The sequence below is a fragment of the Neobacillus drentensis NBRC 102427 genome (genome assembly GCF_001591445.1).
GTDB lineage: Bacteria > Bacillota > Bacilli > Bacillales > Cytobacillaceae > Neobacillus > Neobacillus drentensis.
Genome location: NZ_BCUX01000011.1, coordinates 24043 through 40029, shown reverse-complemented (window position 1 = coordinate 40029; position 15987 = coordinate 24043). Strand labels below are relative to the sequence as shown.

The 15987-nt window shown below is 39.0% G+C and carries 16 protein-coding genes; 14 read left to right on the top strand and 2 right to left on the bottom strand.

What is annotated here, in order from left to right; all coding sequences use genetic code 11:
- The first annotated feature begins 48 nt into the window (after positions 1-48).
- From BDR01S_RS06725 to BDR01S_RS06690, 8 genes are all read left to right on the top strand, one after another.
- Positions 49-582, top strand: a complete 534-nt coding sequence (locus tag BDR01S_RS06725; protein WP_066255262.1) for a TRAP transporter small permease — start codon at positions 49-51, stop codon at positions 580-582.
- Positions 572-1876 (top strand): TRAP transporter large permease, encoded by a 1305-nt coding sequence (locus tag BDR01S_RS06720; protein ID WP_066255259.1) that lies wholly within the window; start codon positions 572-574, stop codon positions 1874-1876. The genes BDR01S_RS06725 and BDR01S_RS06720 overlap by 11 nt, the downstream gene beginning before the upstream one ends.
- Before the next feature lie 64 nt (positions 1877-1940).
- Entirely contained in the window at positions 1941-3035 is a 1095-nt protein-coding gene (dctP, locus tag BDR01S_RS06715; RefSeq protein ID WP_066255258.1) for a TRAP transporter substrate-binding protein DctP, read from the top strand.
- 152 nt (positions 3036-3187) lie between these two features.
- Positions 3188-3715 (top strand): FAD synthetase family protein, encoded by a 528-nt coding sequence (locus tag BDR01S_RS06710; RefSeq protein ID WP_066255255.1) that lies wholly within the window; start codon positions 3188-3190, stop codon positions 3713-3715.
- A 143-nt stretch (positions 3716-3858) separates the two neighbouring features.
- Positions 3859-4563 carry a helix-turn-helix transcriptional regulator gene (locus tag BDR01S_RS06705; RefSeq protein WP_066255252.1) on the top strand — a complete coding sequence of 235 codons (705 nt, stop codon included), beginning with the start codon at positions 3859-3861 and terminating at the stop codon, positions 4561-4563.
- Positions 4564-4569: 6 nt separating this feature from the next.
- On the top strand, positions 4570-5208 hold the full coding sequence (folE, locus tag BDR01S_RS06700; protein ID WP_066255250.1) for a GTP cyclohydrolase I FolE: 639 nt from the start codon (positions 4570-4572) through the stop codon (positions 5206-5208).
- A gap of 16 nt (positions 5209-5224) precedes the next feature.
- Positions 5225-5425 (top strand): CDGSH iron-sulfur domain-containing protein, encoded by a 201-nt coding sequence (locus tag BDR01S_RS06695; protein WP_066255247.1) that lies wholly within the window; start codon positions 5225-5227, stop codon positions 5423-5425.
- A gap of 200 nt (positions 5426-5625) precedes the next feature.
- The gene (locus tag BDR01S_RS06690; protein WP_066255245.1) at positions 5626-6048 is read left to right on the top strand and encodes an SRPBCC family protein; all 423 of its coding nucleotides are present in this window, start codon (positions 5626-5628) and stop codon (positions 6046-6048) included.
- Between the two features lie 99 nt (positions 6049-6147).
- On the opposite strand, the gene guaD is transcribed toward BDR01S_RS06690, so the two are convergent.
- Together guaD and BDR01S_RS06680 are read right to left on the bottom strand one after the other, a co-directional pair.
- Positions 6148-7515: a guanine deaminase gene (gene guaD / locus BDR01S_RS06685; RefSeq protein ID WP_066255244.1), complete on the bottom strand. Its 1368-nt coding sequence runs from the start codon at positions 7513-7515 to the stop codon at positions 6148-6150.
- 123 nt (positions 7516-7638) lie between these two features.
- Positions 7639-8313, bottom strand: a complete 675-nt coding sequence (locus tag BDR01S_RS06680) for a Dph6-related ATP pyrophosphatase (protein ID WP_066255242.1) — start codon at positions 8311-8313, stop codon at positions 7639-7641.
- A 254-nt stretch (positions 8314-8567) separates the two neighbouring features.
- Between BDR01S_RS06680 and BDR01S_RS06675 the strand changes: the two genes are divergently transcribed.
- The 6 genes from BDR01S_RS06675 (at position 8568) to BDR01S_RS06650 (ending at position 15646) form a co-directional block, all read left to right on the top strand.
- Complete coding sequence (locus BDR01S_RS06675; protein WP_235846503.1) at positions 8568-9956, top strand: sigma-54 interaction domain-containing protein; 1389 nt, start codon at positions 8568-8570, stop codon at positions 9954-9956.
- A gap of 305 nt (positions 9957-10261) precedes the next feature.
- Positions 10262-11368, top strand: coding sequence for an iron-containing alcohol dehydrogenase family protein (locus BDR01S_RS06670; RefSeq protein WP_066255240.1), 1107 nt, complete (start codon positions 10262-10264; stop codon positions 11366-11368).
- Between the two features lie 107 nt (positions 11369-11475).
- Positions 11476-12468 carry an ABC transporter substrate-binding protein gene (locus BDR01S_RS06665; protein WP_066255238.1) on the top strand — a complete coding sequence of 331 codons (993 nt, stop codon included), beginning with the start codon at positions 11476-11478 and terminating at the stop codon, positions 12466-12468.
- A 118-nt stretch (positions 12469-12586) separates the two neighbouring features.
- Complete coding sequence (locus BDR01S_RS06660) at positions 12587-13384, top strand: ABC transporter permease (RefSeq protein ID WP_157406115.1); 798 nt, start codon at positions 12587-12589, stop codon at positions 13382-13384.
- Positions 13385-14242: an ABC transporter ATP-binding protein gene (locus BDR01S_RS06655; protein WP_082797326.1), complete on the top strand. Its 858-nt coding sequence runs from the start codon at positions 13385-13387 to the stop codon at positions 14240-14242.
- Positions 14243-14320: 78 nt separating this feature from the next.
- The gene (locus tag BDR01S_RS06650; RefSeq protein WP_066255236.1) at positions 14321-15646 is read left to right on the top strand and encodes an aspartate aminotransferase family protein; all 1326 of its coding nucleotides are present in this window, start codon (positions 14321-14323) and stop codon (positions 15644-15646) included.
- Positions 15647-15987: the final 341 nt, after the last annotated feature.

Here is a 15987-nt window from a genome sequence, read left to right as displayed (position 1 = left end):
CATAAAAGTTTGTTATTCGTCATCTTTTTTATGGCAGGAGGAGAGTAAGTGGTCGTTATATCGAAAGTACTTGATAATTTGACACGTTTCACTTTATGGATTGCTTCGTTTGTTCTAGTTATTATGATGCTAGCCATTGTTGTGGGCGTCGTATTTCAGTTTTTGGGGCATCCGATTGTTGGCGCTGTTGAGGTTGTACAGATTCTACTAATCGGACTGATTATGTTCACTTTTGCTTCCACGGAAGCCGGGGACAAGCATATTAAGATTGGAATCATCGTCGACCACTTACCAAAATGGATTCAAAACACGATTGATCTATTTGGAAATGTTGCAACTGCTGTCCTTTGCTTCATTATTGGCTATATTTTTATGGGTTCAGCCCTTCATGATTTTCAAGTAACCAAAGAAGAAACGTTAATGCTGGAGTTTCCAATCTACATTCTAAAATTTGTTGTCTCCTTAGGTTTTTTAGTTTGGGGATTGGAAGCGCTTAACAGGATGATCAAATATTTTAGCGGGATTGAGAAAGAGGCAATCATGATCGAACCAGGAAGGGAGGAAAGCAGCAATGTCAGCTGAATTGGTTGGAATATTGGCACTGGTTGTTATGTTAGTTCTCATGATGCTGCGTGTACCCATCGTCATTTCCATGATGTTACCAGCGGTTATCGGTATTTTTTACCTTAGGGACTGGACGGTATTAGCTACTTCGGTGGAATCAAACATTTGGACCCACAGCTTTAGTTATTCATTAAGTGTAATCCCGATGTTCTTGTGGATGGGTGAAATGCTTACTTTTACTGGAATCAGTAGTGAGTTATATGCCACCTTCCAAAAATGGCTGGGAAGATTTAAGGGCGGATTAAGTATGGCGACGATTGGCGCTTCCGCGGTATTTGCGGCGGCATCGGGTTCCAGTATCGCGAATACAGCGACGATTGGACAGATGGCAGCAAAGGAAATGATGAACAATAAATATAATACTAGCTTAGCTGGTGGTTCGATTGTCGCTGGTGGAACCTTGGGTATATTAATTCCGCCAAGTTCGTTCTTGATCGTCTATGGCATGCTGACAGAAGAGTCGATCGGAAATCTACTTCTTGCGGCGATTATTCCAGGGGTATTGCTGGCACTTCTTTTCATCCTTACGATCTACATTGCTGTTTTATCTAAATCGGAGTTGGCTCCAAAAGGGGAAAAGGTTTCTTGGAAAGAACGGATTCTCTCTTTGAAAAGTACTATGTGGATTCTTGTATTGTTTATCATTGTCATCGGAGGCATGTTTATCGGATTATTTGGCCCAACAGAAGCGGCTGGGATTGGCGCCATGTGTTCTACATTAATAGCTGCTGCCAAAAAGAAGCTTACTTGGTCGATTTTCAAAGAAACCATTTTGAGAACGGTCCGTAATTCTGGATTTATCTATGCAATCCTCCTATCAGGGTTTCTGTTTAGTTATCTGTTAGCTATTTCTAAAGTGCCAATTGCAGCCTCATCTTTTCTGCTAGGTTTGGATATTTCACCTTTAGCGATGTTTACCCTTATTGTCATTATGTATATTCTTCTAGGTATGGTGATGGATTCATTAGCAGCTGTCGTCATCACCGTGCCGTTTGTTATCCCAATTATGAGTTCTTTAGGGCATGATTTGGTGTGGTTCGGTATTGTGCTCTGTATTTTAGTAGAAATGGCTCTCATTTCACCGCCGTATGGAATGAACATTATGGTATTAAACGGTACGGTGCCCGAATTGAAGATTGGCAAAATATATAAGGGTGCTACCCTATTTTTACTGCCAATGTTAGTCATCATCGTCTTACTTTACATGTTCCCGGAAATTGCTCTGTGGCTTCCTAGTCAAATGATCGGATAGAGAAAGTGAAATTTAATTTGTGTAGAACTTTGACGAAACCTATTAAAGGAAGGTGCAATTACGTATGAAAAAATCGAACAACTTATTTAAAATGGGCAGTTTAATGCTGGCGCTCACACTAGTGTTAGCTGCTTGCGGCGGCGGAAAAGAAGTAAATGGGAATGCTTCAGATTCCAATGGGAAAAATTCTAAAGTAATCGAACTAAATGTTAATAATAATGGACCAAGTACGGGTATTTATGCAACAGAGGTATTTGAGCCATGGAAGAAGCTTGTTGAAGAAAAAACGAACGGAAAAGTGAAAGTAAACTTGTACCATGGCAGTGCGCTTGGAGGGACAGACACCATTCTAAATGATGTAAAAGGCGGTGTATATGAGGTCGGATTGGTTTGGACCCCGTATATTATGCAATCTGAATTGTTTCCTTTAACGATTGCTGACCTTCCATTTGCAGGATCTGCCGATATTAAAACAAATAATGAGATTGTTAATAAATTTGCAGAAAAATATATTGGGGACATGGGGAAAGATGTTCAGATTATGGGCATTTCAGCGGCAGTTCCTTCCTATATATTTAGCACGAAACCAATTAAGAAATATGAATCGCTAAAAAACAAAAAAATGCGGGCGGTTGGCAGCAGCGAGGCCGATACAATAAAAGCATGGGGGGCCGTGCCAGTTTCTGTTACAGCGGAAGAACACTATGAATCTCTTCAAAAAGGAATTATTGATATTAGTGTTACTTCCTTAAGTAGAGCGATTGATACTTCTCTTAATGAAGTCGTCCCATATGTAGTCGATCTGCCATATAAGTCGATTCAAATGGTACCGATTATGAATAAGTCTGTTTATGATCAACTTCCAGATAATTTGAAAACATTGTTTAAAGATGACTTGAGTCCTGCCTTGGTCCAACTGGTTTTGGACGCTCAAATTAAGGATAATAGCACCTCGATGAAGAAGTTTACTGAAATCGTAAAAGGAAAAGGTGGAGTGACTACCTTGGCGGATAAAGATATCGATTCACTCAAAAGCAAGTCCAAAGTAGCTTGGGATGCCTGGGTCGAAGACGCTAATAAGAAAGGATATAATGGAAAGGAAATGATGAAAGAATATCAGGAATTGTTAAAAGAAGCTGGCGTGGACTTACCGTTTTAATCTATTAAATAGAATTTCTTACCTTAATTATTAAGAGATAGTCTGTGATTGCTTAAAGAGACTGAGGTGAACGATTCATTGGAATAGCTTATCGTCAACTTTCAAGCGAACCGTTTGCTTCAGTTATCTTGAGAAAGAGGGGTGTGAGATAATTGAAAATTCACACTTATGACACGTTACAATTATCAGCTTCAATAGTGGCAATCGGCGGATTTGATGGTGTGCATAAAGGTCATCAAAAATTAATTGACAGTGCACGTCGTCATGCGGAGAAACTTCAACTACATTTTGTTGTTTATACTTTTGATCCCCCGCCAAGGGTGTTTTTTCAAGAAGTGAGACTTTTAACTCCCTTGCCTGAGAAGTTAAATAGACTAAGACGTTTGGGTGTCCAACATGTGGTCATAGCACCATTTGACACACTATATGCTTCGCGCAAAGCAGAGGAATTTCATGATGAACTCCAAAAATTAAATCCACTGGGAATATGGGTCGGAAATAACTTTAAATATGGTGTCAAACGGAAGGGGAATGTTGACTTATTAAAAGAAGAATTTGCCGTTCATATTTTAGAGCCGGTACGGTGTGCCTCAGGGGAAATCATCTCATCGAGTCGCATTCGGAAACTTTTCGAAGATAAAATCCAATCAGAAGCTAAGCAGTTATTGGGTTGGGATTAATATAATGATAGATTTTAACTACATCCCTTTCAGAGGGATTCTTTTTGTTTAAAGATTTTTTCCATTTATTCAATAAAAAACTTGAACTATTCGAAAACTTCCTGAATATACATTTAAGAATGATAGTTCAGGGAGGGGAGATCATGAGTTTTCAGGCCGAACATTTATCAGAACCTAGAAGAAGAATTGTTCGTGCGATTAAAACTAACGGTGCTTCTTCCATGAGTGAACTTGCCTCCAAATTAGATATCTCCGCTGAGGCAGTTCGGCAGCATCTCCTCTATTTAGAAAAAGACGGTTGGATCGTCAGGATTTCTGAAAAGCACAATGGGATTGGCCGGCCTCATATTCGATATCAATTAACCACTGCCGGGGAACATCTTTTTGAAAAAAACTATGATCACTTAACGATTGAAGTTCTAGATACCTTGGTGAGTCATCTAGGTGAAAATGCACTTAAAGATGTGCTTACTGCGATGATAGAAGATAGGGTTCGTGAATGGAAGCCGAAATTGAAAGGGCTTAGTACCAACGAAAGATTAACAGTGCTTAAGGATTTTTATGCAAAAGATGACTCTTATATGGAAGTAGTCAAAAAGGGTAATGATAATTACCTAATTGAGCGGAATTGTCCCTTTCATAATGTTGCTCTTAAGCGTCCTATCTTGTGCAGCGTGACTGTTTCTGTTCTGACTCAATTGCTCGGATGTAGGGTGCAAAGAGAACAACGCTTTCAGAATGGTGATGGTTGCTGTGCATTTCGAATTCAACAAAATGAGCAAGTAGATAATAACGCCCCTTGTTTAATCATCGAGGATCAATCCTCCAATATCATGCCAAAGGAATGATGTGTAATGACAAGTGATCAATATCTTTTATTATCTAAGAAGTTCCCTAGCTTGTTTAAACCCCATGCAGAGGAGAACCATCGGAATTTAATGGATGTTAATATTTTCACCTCGGCGATTAGACAATTAATTAAGCTATGTGGAGATGATCCTGATCGAGATGGACTGCATGACACTCCATTTAGGGTACTTAAAGCATTCCTCGAATACACCGAAGGCTATCATGAGGATCCCAAACTCCACCTCGAAAAGACGTTTGATATTCAACATAAGGGACTGATTTTAGTAAAGGGGATTGAGTTCTTTTCAATGTGCGAACATCATTTTTCTCCCTTTTTTGGCGTCGCTCATGTAGGTTATATCCCCAAAGAGAAAATTACTGGTTTATCGAAAATTGGTCGAATGGCTGACGGGTATGCGAAAAGATTTCAGGTGCAAGAGAGACTTACATCGCAGATTGCAGCGGCCATGGAAGAGGTTTTGGAGCCGGAAGGAACCATGGTAGTTGTTGAAGCAAAACATATGTGCATGTGCAGCAGAGGGACGAAAAAATCAACCACGGTTACCACTACCACCAGCAGTCACGGGGCATTTGAAACTAATGCTGATTTACGTTCTGAATTTTTTTCATTAATAAAAAACTAAAGGAGATATGATAAATATGGATAATCAAATAAAAATTAACGATAATGGTCCATTGCAGATAAGTGGTGATTTTCAGATCTTCGATGCAAATGGAAAGGAGTATCCGAAAAAGGCAAAAGTGTATCTATGCCGTTGTGGCCTTTCCAACAAAAAGCCGTTCTGTGATGGATCCCATAAAAAAGGCGGATTTGAAAGCAGTCCAAGAGCCACTGAATAAAGAAGGATTAATTGGTGTCAGGCACCACTTGATAAAGCCAGGATGAAAAACTTCATCCTGGCTTTATTATTGTTCCCTTATCCAAGACTGTTTATTGCGTTCACAGGGAAGAGTTGATAAGATATTAACAGGTTTGTGGCACCATGAAGGAAATTAAATCTACATAATAAACTTAGTGTATAGGAAAGGCGGAAAATAAAATGACAACAAGCAATAATGAAAAAGTAACTGTAAAAGCAGTAGTTAATGCTCCTGTAGAAAAAGTATGGGAATATTGGACCGAGCCCAAACATATCACCCAATGGAACAATGCTTCAGATGATTGGCACACTCCCGTTGCTGAAAATGATTTAACGGTTGGTGGGAAGTTCCTTACCAGAATGGAAGCAAAAGATGGCAGTTTTGGCTTTGATTTTGGCGGGATTTATGATGAAGTGAAATTACATGAAGTAATTTCTTATACCTTGGGGGATGGAAGAAAAGTTACAATTACTTTTAAAGGTCAAGGAAACGAAACCGAGGTAATCGAAACTTTCGATGCGGAAACCACTAATCCAGTTGAGATGCAACAAGCAGGATGGCAGGCAATTTTAGATAATTTTAAAAAATATGCCGAGCAATAATTAATTTGAAAATATTGTTTTCAAGTAATCCCTTTAGTTGGAAAAAAAGTGCCAGGCACCACCCAGTAAATGGATGATGCTTGGCACTTTTTATGTAGCTTAAAAACGTGAATGAACTTTTTCGCCTTGTACCCAGACTTCACGAATGTTTTCTGATCGAACTAGATACATAATCTTTTGGAAGACATCATGTAAATCTTCTTTTGCATGATAAATAGGAAGTTTTGCAGATGATACAGACGTATCGATGATTTGTACATCCCATGCATAGTTTTCTGCCAAACGACCAATCGGTAAGCTTAAACTTTCTCCACCACCAGCGGTTGCCAAATAGAACGCTTCATTAATGGTGATCCGTGAATTAGCAACACCGCGCTCCTCGGCAGGCAATGCCGTATTCACACCATCTTCTAACATTCTAGAGACAATCACCGCTTGTCTAACATTATCGAAAAGACTGGGTGAAAACCCGCCAGAAATGTCGGTTCCTAAACCAATTTCAACACCTTTTGAATGCAAATGAGCGATGGGAATGACACTATTTGCAAAGTAAGCATTTGAGATGGGACAATGGCAAACGGCTGTGCCTGTTTCAACAAATAAATCGGCGTCATCTTCATTTAAGAAATTACAATGCGCCATGACTGACTTATCACGTAATAAACCAAAATGATGTAAAGCAAACGCATCGTTTTTATCGAAGCGGTTCTTTACATAATCGTGCTCCCAATCACTTTCACTACAGTGCGATTGGACATATGTATCGTACTTTGCAGCTAATTCTCCTAAACCTTTTAACGCATCATCGGTGCAGCTTGGAATAAAGCGCGGAGTCACGACCGGATAAACACCCTGTTTCACCCTCTTTGCTAATTTATTTACGGCTAAAATAAATTCTTCTGTATCCGCTAATGCCGTTTGAGTATCTGCGTCACGATAATAGTCTGGATTTTGTTCAGGATCATCCATCACAACTTTCCCAACTAGTCCGCGCTGTCCTTTTTGAGCGCATATTTCAGCTAGCAATAAACTAGCTTCTTTATGTACAGTTGCAAAATAAAGTGCCGTAGTAGTTCCGTTTGCGAGTAGGGTGCTGACGACATCTTGGTAGACATCTTTCGCGAAATCTAAATCCGAGAATTTTGACTCAAGTGGAAAGGTATAGGTGTTTAACCAGTCATAGAGTGGAATATCTAATGCTGTTCCAGCTTGAGCCCATTGCGGAGCGTGAACATGTAAATCGACAAAACCAGGTAAGAAATATTGCCCTTCAGCTAAACGAAGAAAGTTTTCTTCACCTTGAAAAGCATCTAGTAAAGGTCGGTAGTCAGCATCTTCTGGGGAAACGACTTTTTCAATCATTCCGTTCGCATTAACACAGAAAAGATATTCTTTTAAAATTTGGACTTCTTTTGGTGACTTGCTGGAAAAAGCAGTCCCTTGGAAAACTTGTGTATATTTTCTCAAGAAGGACACCTCCAATGTTTGTATTTTTGAAATACTATCTATTCTATCCATATTTGGGATTTAACCAAACAACTAGGTAACTACATATTTAATATTTTTGCAAATCCCAATTTTTTAATGATTTCACTCGATAAGTTGAAAATTCTTAAATTCCAGTTTCTTTGTCGTCTCCAGCTGGATTAATTCTCCATTTTCCAATTGAATTTTCTTTGTAAAAAGGGGTCCATCATAAACAAAGGTATGATATTCTCCCAATTCCCCCATAGGACATATAGAAGTTTCTTGGACATCATCCAGAAACGATTTATCTATGATTCTACCAAGCCACGTGTCATCTAATACATCTTCACGGACACGAATCACGATTGCTTTATACCGGGAATAGACAAACCTTTCTAGTGACTGTAAGGCTGCTTCCTTTTTCATCCATAATGGATACAACGCGTCGACTTCTGCAGCAGATGCGACTTTTTCGCCCCATTCCCGATGTTCGTCTAAATAAAGATCTCCGTAAGCTATTCCTGTTATATTAAACTGATTTTTCAAGATTTGGACTGCTTTGACAAATTGATTTGTATAGCTTTCGTATGTACATTCGATAAAGTGAACAGGGATAGATAGAGCTTCACCTTGAAGTTTAATCATTTCAGTTCGCTCCCCATGCCCAAATGTTCGCCCAAGTTCTTTGGGAACAGTTGTAACCAACGAAACAACCTCAAATCCCTGCGAAATTAGTGTATCTAATGCCATACAACAATCCTTACCGCCACTCCAAGATAAAGCAATTCTTTTATTCATGATTCTTCATCCTCATTAAAATATTTTCATTATTAGTAATATTGATAGTTTAACACAAAGATAAAACCACTGAGTTGGTACTGGGTAAACATCGAAAAAAATTGTTTACAATGGTTGTATTATACAAAAATGAATAAATTATTCGAAAGAGTATAAATTTTATCAATTATCTGATATAACTATACTATCAACAATTTTGTTTCGTTTTCTATTCATAAATGAATAATTTATTGTTTGCTTAGTCCAAGAAGGGAGTGTTATTTATTAGTGATGAGAAAAAAGTTTGGAATGAAAGTGAAGCGATTCTTCATTCATTGCAAGACGATATTTTAGTCACCGATACAGACGGCATCATCTTGAAGGTAAGTGCAGCGACCGAAGGAATTTATAATATGAAGTCTAATGAAATGGTCGGTCGGTCCGTTTATGAACTGGAAAAAGAAGGGGTTTTTACACCGATTTTAACGCCATTAGTCATTAAAGAAAAAAGGAAAATTACCCTTGTCCAAACGACCAATACTGGCGAAAAGTTACTTGTTACCGGGATTCCTGTATTCGATGCGAGCAAAGAGTTAGTTCGAATTGTCAGTTATTCACATGATGTAACAGAGTTACTTAACATGAAGAAATATTTAACTGACATCGAGGATGAGATGGAACGAGTGAAAAGTGAGCTTGAATTGCTCAGGAATCTTCAATTTGATTCAGATGGAATGATTGCTACCAGTATAAAAATGAAAAAAGTTCTCAAGCTCGCTTTACAAGTGGCTGAAATCGATGTCAATGTGTTACTGCTGGGCGAGACGGGAGTAGGAAAATCACATATTGCTAAATTCATTCATAAAAAAAGTTCGCGTAAAGACGGTCCTTTTATTGAAGTTAACTGTGGAGCCATCCCCGAAGCTTTGTTTGAGGCAGAGTTTTTTGGTTATGAAGCAGGTGCATTTACAGGTGCAAATACAAAAGGGAAGATAGGTTTAGCAGAACTTGCAGAAGGCGGGACATTATTTTTAGATGAAATTGGTGAATTATCATTAGCAGATCAAGTGAAAATCCTCAAATTTATTCAGGAAAAGCAATTTTATCGTGTCGGTGGAACGAAGCTTCGAACCGTTGATTTTCGGATAATAGCCGCGACAAATAAGGATTTAGAGAAAGCGGTTGAGGAAAATACCTTTAGGCATGACCTCTATTTCCGGTTAAATGTTGTACCCATTACCATACCGCCATTAAGGAAGCGTTCAACTGATATTCTACCGTTGATCGAACACTTTTTAGCGTTTTTTTCAAAAAAGTACAACCGTGAGCGTAGCCTTGATGAAGGTGTTATCCATCTATTGTTAACACAAGAGTGGAAGGGAAATGTCCGGGAATTAATCAATCTAATTGAAAGACTGGTAGTTACCTCGCCTAAACAGCTGATTGAAATTGAGGACTTACCCAATCAATTTCGGAAGTCTTTTACTGATGTGACATCTGTCGATGAAACGAATCGCACCTTGAATGAAATTCTTGATAGTGTTGAAAAGCAAGTACTTATCAAGGCTAGAAAACGATACAAAACAACGATAAACATGGCGAAAGCATTAGGGATAAGTCAGCCCTCTGTATTTAGAAAACTCAAAAAACACAAAATAGAATAAAAGTGGCACAAAACTTGCATTATTTTAAGAGATAAGAATAATAATCCAAGTGTCTAACAAAGCAGTAGGATGCCGAATAAAGGGGGCATATTCGAAGGACAAGAGGTAACTGGTTATTTATTTTTATACAGAAATAATAAACGGAAGTATTTCCAGATAGCAATATTTGTGTATTTTTATTTCTAAATATGTATATTCAATAAAGATAGAATATTAGAAAAATATATTGACATAAAATAATTGAATCTATATATTATAAGAATATTATTCATTTTTAAATAATTTTAGTAGAGAAGGGGTGGATTATGAAAGTAACGGTTGGACCAGCTCAATATATTAGAGATAAGGGCTTATTAGAAGTTGCAGGAACATATATTAAAAACTTCGGAAAAACTGCAGCTTTGATTGGAGGCCATACAAGTAGTGAAATTATAGAAGTTTCATTAAAGAAGAGTTTGGAAGATCATGGTGTTTTTTTGGAGCACTCCACTTGGTATGGGGGAGAATCTTCTCAAACGAATATCGATAGATTAGTAGATAAATTAAAAGATGAAAATATCGATGTTCTTATTGTGACTGGAGGAGGCAAGGCAATTGATACAGTGAAAGCCGTTGCTTACCAGCTTAATAAACCATTAGTTGCCATTCCAACCATTGCAGCAACTTGTGCGGCAGCGACACCGATTAGCATTCTATACAGCGATGAGGGTGAATTTATTGGGATTGAACGAAAGTCAAAAGCGCCTGACCTCGTCTTAGTCGATTCGGAAATCATCATGAAGGCACCGGTTCGCTTTTTAATAGCTGGAATTGGCGATACATTGGCTAAATATTTTGAAACGAGATCCTCAGTGAAAAAAGCGACACCAACTGCATTGAATCAGACGGCAATTGCAATTGCAGGACAGGTGTACAAAACGTTACTCCAAATTGGGGAGGAAGCGGTCACTTCTGTTAGAACACAAACCGTAACAAAAGAATTAGAAGATGTCATTGATACGATTATTTTAGTCAGTGGCAGTGTAAGTGGGTACGGCGGCGATGATTGCCGGACTGCTGGAGCCCATGCAGTTTATTCAGGATTAACCATTTTTCCAGAAGTTCACCACACCTATCATGGCGAAATTGTTGCTTTTGGGATTCTTGCACAACTGTGCATGGAGAATACGAGCGAAGATGAGATAAAAGCATTAATCGGCTATTACCAGCAGGTCGAGCTTCCGTATACCTTAAAGCAAATGGGGCTTATTAACTTATCGGAAAGTCAGTGGAATAAGCTTGGTGAAATAACTGTTACGATAGAGGATATGGCGAATATGCCATTTGAAGTCACACCTGAAATGGTGATTGAAGCGGTTCGCCGAGCAGATCAAATAGGAAATATGATGTTAAGCCCATCTGCTGTGAATTAATTAAACTTTGATTATAAGAAGTATTATTCCGATTATCATTCGATAGGAAAAACGTGAATCTATGAAACTCGCTACACAGAAATATATAAAACAAGGGGGATTTTATGATGAAAAAATGGTTATTAGTTGTTTGTTCACTGATGTTGTTATTCGCACTAGCAGCATGTGGGAAAAAGGATGCGGCAAGTAGTGCACAGGATGGGAAGTCTTCTGAACCATTGAAAGTGACTCTGCCAACTTGGACTGGGTACGGTCCATTATTTTTAGCAAAAGAAAAGGGCTTCTTCAAAAAGAATGGGATTGATGTAGATCTTTCCATTGTAGAGGGCTTAGGAGAACGTAAACAAGCGTTAGCTAGTGGAAAAATTGACGGGATGGCAACGGCGCTAGATGTACAAGTTTCCTTAGCTGCTTCGGAAATCCCTGTGCAAGTGGTTTGGTTATTGGATGATTCATACGGCGGTGATGGAATCCTAGTTAAAAAAGGAATTAATAGTGTCAAAGATTTAAAAGGCAAACAACTAGCATTTGAAGTTGGTTCAACAAGCCATATGCTAGCACTACAAGCATTAAAACAAGGTGGTTTAACAGAAAAAGATGTACAAGTAGTGCAAATGTCTGCAGGCGATGCGGGTGCTGCCTTTGCCGCTGGTAAAGTGGACGCAGCTGTTACCTGGGAGCCTTGGTTATCAAAAGGCGCAAAAGCAAACGGTAAAGTGTTGCTAACAACTAAAGATTTATCTGGAATCATTGTTGATACGGTTAGCTTTAAAGAAGATGTGATTAAAAACCGTCCGAAAGATGTAAAAGCTTTTGTTAAGGCGATGGGTGAAGCAATGGCATACTGGAAAGCTAATGAAAAAGAAGCCAACGAAATCATGGCAAAAGGTTTGAACATTGATGTTAAAGAATTTGAAGGAACAGTAACTGGTTTGAAATTCTTCTCAAAAGAGGATAACGAAAAGTTATTTGGGACAGAAAGTGCAAAAGGTTCGATCTATCAATCAACAGCAAATGCGATTTCATTTTACAAAGAGCAAAAACTACTTAAAACTGAGCCAAAAGCTGAGGATGTTATTAATCCAAGTTTCCAAAAGTAACAACTTTTAAGCAAGTTTAAGGATTCACTTTGATCAGCCTGACTAATGAGATGTGTTTTTGCCCTCATCAGTTAGGCTTTTTTACAAAATAGATGCATAGGAAAATAGGTGAGAAAAATTGATCGCAAAATTGTTTACTCCTAATAAAGAAATTCCAAAAATGTTTTATACTTCCGCCGGCTTTTTAACATTTATAATATTTCTATTGATTTGGTCCGTCCTCAGTTACGGACAGATTGTTAATCCTTTATTCTTACCAACTCCAACTGATGTATTAACTACTGCCGTTGATTTGTTCGTAAATGGTGAAATTCTTTCTGATATTGGGATCAGTTTTACGAGGGTTCTGTTCGGGTTTCTTGCTGCTGCGATTATTGGCATACCTCTAGGGATCTTAATGGGTTCACTGCGGATTATGGAGGGAGCCTTTGAACCAATCATTGGGTTCATTCGTTATATGCCTGCTTCCGCCTTCATTCCACTGCTGATACTTTGGATTGGCCTTGGTGAGACAGAAAAAATGAGTGTCATTTTCTTAGGAACGTTTTTTCAGCTGACGTTGATGATTATGGACGTCACCAAGAATGTTCAAAATGATTTAGTCGATGTTTCCTACACATTAGGTGCAAAGAAAGCACAAGTGTTTACAAAGGTTATCCTACCTGCTTCATTACCGGGAATTGTTGATACACTTCGGATTACCTTCGGCTGGGCTTGGACGTATTTAGTCGTGGCAGAGATTGTTGGTGCATCGAGTGGTTTAGGTTATATGATTATGCAGGCCTCACGGTTTCTGCAGCCGGATAAAATCATCGTCGGAATCTTGATTATTGGAATATTGGGGCTGATTACCGATATCCTCTTTAAAGCCATATACAAGGCTTCGTTTTCATGGATGAGAAAGGATGGATTTTAAATGGTCACACCTCAATTGAAAGTTAAAGAAAGAGAAAATATAGTTGAACCAAAACGTAGTGAATCGATTATTTCGGTAACAGGAACCCCAAAGTTAGAAATTAAAGAGGTAGGAAAAGTATTTAAAACAAAAAAAGGGGAAACGACCGCCTTAGAAAAGACCTCCTTTTCGATTGAGGATGGGGAATTCGTGACGATCTTAGGGCCTTCGGGCTGCGGTAAGTCAACCGTTTTGCGGATTGTTGCAGGGTTAGAAGAAGCAACTTCAGGAAAAGTGCTCCTTGATGGGCAGGAAATCCATGGACCTGGACCTGATCGCGGCATGGTTTTTCAATCATACACGTTATTTCCATGGTTATCAGTGAAAGACAATATTACCTTCGGGTTAAAGCTAAAGGGTGTTTCAAATAAAGAAAGAGACAATATTGCCAGGCACTACTTGCAATTAATCGGTTTAGAAGGATTTGAAAACCATTTCCCAATCCAATTATCTGGAGGGATGAAACAACGTGTCGCAATTGCACGGGCATTAGCAAACGATCCGAAGATTTTATTAATGGATGAACCGTTTGGAGCTTTGGATGCTCAAACAAGGAACATTATGCAAGAAGTGCTCCTGAAAGCATGGGAAGAGTCGAAAAAGACGATTTTATTTATTACCCATGATGTCGATGAATCGATCTTTTTAGCGGATTCAGTTTATGTCATGACCGCTAGACCAGGGCGTTTAAAGAAAAAGGTACCAATAGAATTGGAGAGACCAAGGGATTTCAGTGTGAAAGCAACAGTCGAGTTTGCTGAATACAAGGATGAATTATTGTCTCTTATTCGAGATGAAAGTTTAAAAGCGATTAAATAACTCACGTCACTAACCTGATAATAATAGAAGAAACGCGTAATTTCTAGATAAAAGGATTACGAATATGGAGGTCAAAGTATGGAGAACAAATGGGATCACCTCGTGAAAAATATGCCGAATCGGCTTGCACCAAGTATGGCAAAGGATCATCCCAATCTACCAGTCGTTAAAGAGGAAGGCTGCTATTACTATGGAGTAGATGGAAAGGAATACCTTGATTTTACCTCAGGAATTGCGGTCACAAATGTTGGGCATCGTCATCCCAAGGTTGTCCAAGCGATTAAAGATGCAGCAGATGGATTGATGCACGGTCCTTCAGGCGTGATCATGTACGAATCGATTTTACGTTTAGCCGATGAACTGGCCGATATTTTACCTGGTGAGCTTGATTGCTTTTTCTTTGCCAATAGTGGGACGGAAGCCATCGAAGGAGCTCTTAAACTGGCGAAATATGTAACGAAACGCCCTTATGTCATTTCCTTTACGGGTTGTTTCCATGGCCGTTCGTTAGGGGCATTAAGTGTGACGACTTCAAAAAGCAAATATCGGAAATTTATGCAGCCATCGGGTCTAACTTATCAAGTTCCCTATGCAAATGTAAAAGAATGTCCAGCAGGTATGGATCCTGAAACCTATGTGATCGAAAAATTAGAAAAAGATTTCGCGTCGTTATTCAGTCATCAAGTAACACCTGAAGAGGTCGCATGTGTCATTTTAGAGCCGGTACTCGGTGAAGGTGGATATGTGGTTCCACCGAAGGGCTGGTTGAAAAAAGTTCGTGAAATTTGTGATCGTCATAATATTTTACTTATCTTTGATGAAGTTCAAACTGGATTTGGCCGTACAGGTCAATGGTTCGCAGCGCAAACCTTCGATGTGACACCGGATATTATGGCAATCGCCAAAGGGATTGCCAATGGTCTTCCACTTAGCGCGACAGTTGCTTCCGCTGAATTAATGAAACAATGGCCACTCGGTAGTCATGGCACGACGTTTGGCGGTAATCCAATCGCTTGTTCCGTTGCACTGGCTACCTTGGAAGTAATGAAAGAGGAAAACTTGCTTGAAAACACTCGAAACATGGGAAGTTATGCTGTTGGGCAGCTAGAACAAATTAAAGAACGTCACCCTGTAATTGGGAGCATCCGTGCGGTGGGATTAATGATTGGAATTGAAATCATTGACCCAGTGACAGGTGGACCAAATGGAGAAGGATTGTTAAAAATTCTTGATCTCGCCCTTGAAAAAGGTGTTTTATTCTACCTATGCGGAAACCATGGGGAAGTTATTCGTATGATTCCTCCGCTAATTGTGACGAAGGAACAGATTGATGCTGGTTTGCAAATGTTGGATGAGGCTTTAACAGAGTATGAAGCAACCTTGTTGAATCCAGTGAATAATTAAGCGTAATTTCAGTCGCCAATCCCTTCGATTGGCTTTTGCTTGCGCTTCAAAGGGAAAAAGTGGTATGCACATAAGCAGGTATCATCGTAGTTTTGTATGATGCTGGTTCGAAGTGAAATTTTGTCACAGCGGTAATCATAGGAGACGTATGATGCACGCGTATTGGAATTTTCGGGTATGGCTGTAACCATAGAGGATATATGATGCCCGTTCGGTTCAATTTTTTTGTTACAACGGTAATCATAGAGGTCAAAGAGTGCAGGGAAATGTTCCAATAATGGATCGATGCCCTGGACTCTTTTTGATTGCGAACATTATCTATTCGTTACCAAGAAAGTGCT

What these genes read in the sequence shown, in the direction of transcription:
- BDR01S_RS06720 (WP_066255259.1), top strand. Translation starts at nt 572, where the DNA reads ATGTCAGCTGAATTGGTTGGAATATTGGCACTGGTTGTTATGTTAGTT.
- dctP (WP_066255258.1), top strand. Translation starts at nt 1,941, where the DNA reads ATGAAAAAATCGAACAACTTATTTAAAATGGGCAGTTTAATGCTGGCG.
- BDR01S_RS06705 (WP_066255252.1), top strand. Translation starts at nt 3,859, where the DNA reads ATGAGTTTTCAGGCCGAACATTTATCAGAACCTAGAAGAAGAATTGTT.
- folE (WP_066255250.1), top strand. Translation starts at nt 4,570, where the DNA reads ATGACAAGTGATCAATATCTTTTATTATCTAAGAAGTTCCCTAGCTTG.
- BDR01S_RS06695 (WP_066255247.1), top strand. Translation starts at nt 5,225, where the DNA reads ATGGATAATCAAATAAAAATTAACGATAATGGTCCATTGCAGATAAGT.
- BDR01S_RS06690 (WP_066255245.1), top strand. Translation starts at nt 5,626, where the DNA reads ATGACAACAAGCAATAATGAAAAAGTAACTGTAAAAGCAGTAGTTAAT.
- BDR01S_RS06680 (WP_066255242.1), bottom strand. Translation starts at nt 8,313, where the DNA reads ATGAATAAAAGAATTGCTTTATCTTGGAGTGGCGGTAAGGATTGTTGT.
- BDR01S_RS06670 (WP_066255240.1), top strand. Translation starts at nt 10,262, where the DNA reads ATGAAAGTAACGGTTGGACCAGCTCAATATATTAGAGATAAGGGCTTA.
- BDR01S_RS06665 (WP_066255238.1), top strand. Translation starts at nt 11,476, where the DNA reads ATGAAAAAATGGTTATTAGTTGTTTGTTCACTGATGTTGTTATTCGCA.
- BDR01S_RS06655 (WP_082797326.1), top strand. Translation starts at nt 13,385, where the DNA reads ATGGTCACACCTCAATTGAAAGTTAAAGAAAGAGAAAATATAGTTGAA.
- BDR01S_RS06650 (WP_066255236.1), top strand. Translation starts at nt 14,321, where the DNA reads ATGGAGAACAAATGGGATCACCTCGTGAAAAATATGCCGAATCGGCTT.